At 69.9% G+C, this 3237-nt stretch carries 2 protein-coding genes; both read left to right on the forward strand.

Going from position 1 to position 3237, the window contains the following annotated elements; all coding sequences use genetic code 11:
• On the forward strand, positions 1–2657 hold a 2657-nt coding region (gene infB, locus VIG79_RS19000), incomplete at its 5' end, for a translation initiation factor IF-2 (RefSeq protein ID WP_331888529.1).
• A gap of 121 nt (positions 2658–2778) precedes the next feature.
• Complete coding sequence (gene rbfA, locus VIG79_RS19005; protein ID WP_331888531.1) at positions 2779–3234, forward strand: 30S ribosome-binding factor RbfA; 456 nt, start codon at positions 2779–2781, stop codon at positions 3232–3234.
• Positions 3235–3237: the final 3 nt, after the last annotated feature.

Raw genomic sequence — 3237 nt, forward strand, 5'->3', positions numbered from 1 at the left:
CCGCCCCGGCTCCGACCGCGGCCGAGCCGACCCGGCCGGCGGACCTCCCGGTCCCCGCGCCGGCTGCGGAGGCACCCAGCGCGCCGGCAGCCAAGACGCCCAGCGCGCCGGCTGCAGAGGCACCCAGTGCGCCGGCAGCCAAGACGCCCAGTGCGCCGGCTCCGGCCGCTCCCGCGACTCGCTCGGAAGTCCCTGCCGCCCGTGAGGGTGGTCAGCCAAGCGCTCCGGCACCGCGTCCAGGCGCCGCGCCGCGTCCCGCCTCTGGTGGCTCGGCCGGCACCTCGACAGGCCCGCGTCCCGGCGCTCCGCGCCCGGGCAACAACCCCTTCGCCCCTTCTCAGGGCATGCGCACCGGTCGCGACGGTGGTCGCGATGGCGCTCCCCGAGAGGGTTCCTCGCGTCCGGGTAACAACCCGTTCGCCCCATCGCAGGGTATGCCGCGTCCGCAGAGCCGTCCCGGCGCTGCAGGACCGCGTCCCGGCGGCACGGCAGGTCCGGGTGGACCGCGTCCCGGCGGCCCGCGTCCGAGCCCGGGCATGATGCCCGACCGCAGTGCGGTCGGTCGTCCCGGTGAGCGCCCCGCCCGGGGTGGCGGCCGCGGTCCCGGCGGCCCCGGTGGTCCCGGCGGCGCAGGCCGCGGTCCGGGTGGTCCCGGTGGCGGTGGCGGGTTCGCCGGTCGTCCCGGTGGTGGCGGCTTCCGTGGCGGCGCTGGTCGTGGTTCGACCGCGGGTGCCTTCGGGCGCGGCGGCGGTCGTCCCGTTCGCGGACGCAAGTCCAAGCGTGCGAAGCGCCAGGAGTTCGAGCAGATGCAGGCGCCGTCGCTCGGTGGCGTCAGCGTCCCCCGTGGTGACGGCAAGACGACCATCCGCGTGCGTCGCGGGTCGTCGCTGACCGACTTCGCCGACAAGATCAACGCCAACCCCGCTTCGCTGGTCACCGTGCTGTTCCACCTCGGTGAGATGGCGACGGCAACGCAGTCGCTGGACGAGGACACCTTCAAGGTGCTCGGCTCCGAGCTTGGCTACGACATCCAGGTCGTGTCCCCGGAGGAGGAGGAGAAGGAGCTCTTCGACTCCTTCAACATCGACCTGGAGACCGGCATCGAGGGCGAGGACGACGAGGACCTGTCGCAGCGTCCGCCGGTCGTGACCGTCATGGGTCACGTCGACCACGGTAAGACCCGCCTGCTCGACGCCATCCGCAACGAGGATGTCGCCGGTGGCGAGTCCGGTGGTATCACCCAGCACATCGGTGCCTACCAGGTGCACAAGATGCACGAGGGCGTCGACCGTCCGATCACCTTCATCGACACCCCCGGTCACGAGGCGTTCACCGCCATGCGTGCCCGTGGTGCCAAGGTCACCGACATCGCGATCCTCGTGGTCGCGGCCGACGACGGCGTGATGCCGCAGACGATCGAGGCGCTCAACCACGCCCAGGCGGCGGACGTCCCGATCGTGGTGGCCGTCAACAAGATCGACGTCGAAGGTGCGAACCCGGCCAAGGTCCGTCAGCAGCTGACGGAGTACAACCTCGTGGCCGAGGAGTACGGCGGCGAGACGATGTTCGTCGACGTGTCCGCCAAGGCGGGCGAGAACATCGACGCCCTCCTGGAGGCCGTCCTGCTGACCGCGGACGCGGCTCTGGACCTGCGCGCCAACCCCGACAAGGACGCCCGCGGTGTCGCGATCGAGGCCAACCTCGACCGTGGTCGCGGTGCGACCGCGACGGTGCTGGTGCAGTCCGGCACCCTGCACGTCGGTGACGCCATCGTGACCGGCTCTGCCTATGGGCGTGTTCGGGCGATGCTCGACGAGCACGGCAACAACCTCACCGAGGCGACCCCGTCGCGTCCCGTCCAGGTCCTGGGCCTGTCCTCGGTGCCCCGCGCCGGTGACACGTTCGTGGTGGCCCCGGACGACCGCACGGCCCGTCAGATCGCCGAGAAGCGTGAGGCCGCGGACCGTCAGGCCTCGCTGGCCAAGGCCCGCAAGCGCATCTCGCTCGAGGACCTCACCGAGGCCCTGGCTGCCGGCAAGGTCGAGACCCTCAACCTCATCCTCAAGGGTGATGTGTCGGGTTCCGTCGAGGCGCTCGAGGACGCGTTGTTGCAGATCGACGTGGGCGACGAGGTCGACCTGCGGATCATCGACCGCGGCGTCGGTGCGATCACGATGAACAACATCAACCTCGCGATGGCCTCCAGCGCCGTCATCATCGGCTTCAACGTGCGGGCCGAGGGCCAGAACGCTGACTACGCCGAGCGCGAGGGCGTCGAGATCCGCTACTACTCGGTGATCTACCAGGCCATCGAGGAGATCGAGGCGGCGCTCAAGGGCATGCTCAAGCCGGAGTTCGAGGAGATCGAGCTCGGCACCGCCGAGATCCGCGAGATCTTCCGCTCCAGCAAGTTCGGCAACATCGCGGGTTCCATCGTGCGCAGCGGCGAGATCAAGCGCGGCACGAAGGCACGCATCACCCGCAACGGGGTCGTGGTGTCCGAGAACGTCGAGATCGCCGGCCTGCGCCGCTTCAAGGACGATGTCACCGAGGTCCGTGAAGGCTTCGAGTGCGGTATCAACCTCGGGTCCTACAACGACCTGCAGCTCGGCGACCTCATCAGCACCTACGAAATGCGTGAGAAGCCGCGAGCCTGATCCGCAGTCGGCGTAGCCGGAGGGTTCTGCCCTTCGGCTACGCCGGGTCGCGGGCCGCACGGACCCGGTCCACCTCCCCGACCCATCTCTTTGCCCACTCTTCGCACTAGGAGGGACTCTCATGGCTGACGCCGGACGGGCCCGCAAGATCGCGGACCGCATCAAGACGCTCATCGCCGCCAACGTGGCGTCGATCGTCAAGGACCCCGACCTGGGCTTCATCACGATCACCGACGTGCGGGTCACGGGCGACCTGCAGCATGCCTCGGTCTTCTACACCGTCTTCGGTGACGAGGCCCAGCGTGAGAAGACGGCAGCGCTGCTGGAGAAGAACAAGGGCAAGCTGCGGTCGTTCGTCGGACAGCAGATCCAGATTCGGCTGACCCCGAGCCTGGACTTCTTCGCCGATGCCATCCCCGAGACGGCAGCGCACCTTGAGGACCTGTTGCGCGAGGCCAAGGACCGCGATGCGGCCGTGGCCGCGGCCGCCGAGGGCGCCACGTATGCCGGGGAGCCCGACCCGTACAAGAAGCCCGAGGACGCTTCGGACCTCGACGACGCGGATGCCCGCTCCTGACGG

This window comes from Lapillicoccus sp., assembly GCF_036559105.1.
Classification (GTDB): Bacteria; Actinomycetota; Actinomycetes; order Actinomycetales; family Dermatophilaceae; genus Lapillicoccus.